General features: G+C 43.4%; 1 protein-coding gene. It reads right to left on the reverse strand.

Annotated features, from left to right (window positions below):
• Positions 1-605, reverse strand: a 605-nt coding sequence (locus tag ACG2F4_RS19365; RefSeq protein WP_395262591.1) for a carboxypeptidase-like regulatory domain-containing protein, incomplete at its 3' end; no start/stop codon positions are given.
• Positions 606-717: the final 112 nt, after the last annotated feature.

Here is a 717-nt window from a genome sequence, read left to right on the forward strand (position 1 = left end):
GCGTCAATTTGTGTTCTCCCATTGATTGGAACTTCCCGTGTTTGATAACCAATGAACGAAAACACAAGCGTATCTTGAAGACTATTAACTGGCAGCTCATACTCTCCATCAGAACCTGTAGCTGTTCCCTGTGTCGTCCCCTTAATCACCACATTAACCCCGGGCAACGGGTCTCCTGAGGATGCATCGGTAACTTGCCCACTAACAGTTTCCAGAATTGGAGTCCGCTGCTTTTTCTGAAGGATGATATACCTGCCCGTCGCCCAATAGTCCAGCCCTTGTGGTTTTAGTAATCGGTCAAGTATTTTTCCAAGGCTTTCTTCTTCAAATTGGAGGGAAACCTTTGGATTCCCCTGTAGCATGTCCCGGGTATAAAAAAGATGGACACCGCTTTTTCGCTGAACTTTATGTAATACATTTTTCAAGGACAGATTGTTGACACTCAATGATATCTTCGTTTGAAGAAGCTCTTGAGAGCTGGATTGCCCCAAATTGTGTTGGTTTTCATTTGCAAAATTATCCACCAGAACTTGTCCCCCGGCGGCAGAAGACCATCCCAGCACGATGAAAAGAACAAGTATCCCTATACTGTATTTATTAAACATAGTACTATCCCGTAGTTACCTGTTATTGTTTAAAATGATTGACTTTTTGCGGCTCAATAAAGAAGTGAAGCGTACTGTCGTTTAAACTGTATCGCGCTTCCATCGAAACGGC

The sequence above is a fragment of the Halalkalibaculum sp. DA3122 genome, assembly GCF_043951865.1.
In the GTDB taxonomy this organism is placed as follows: domain Bacteria; phylum Bacteroidota; class Rhodothermia; order Balneolales; family Balneolaceae; genus JAMQKA01.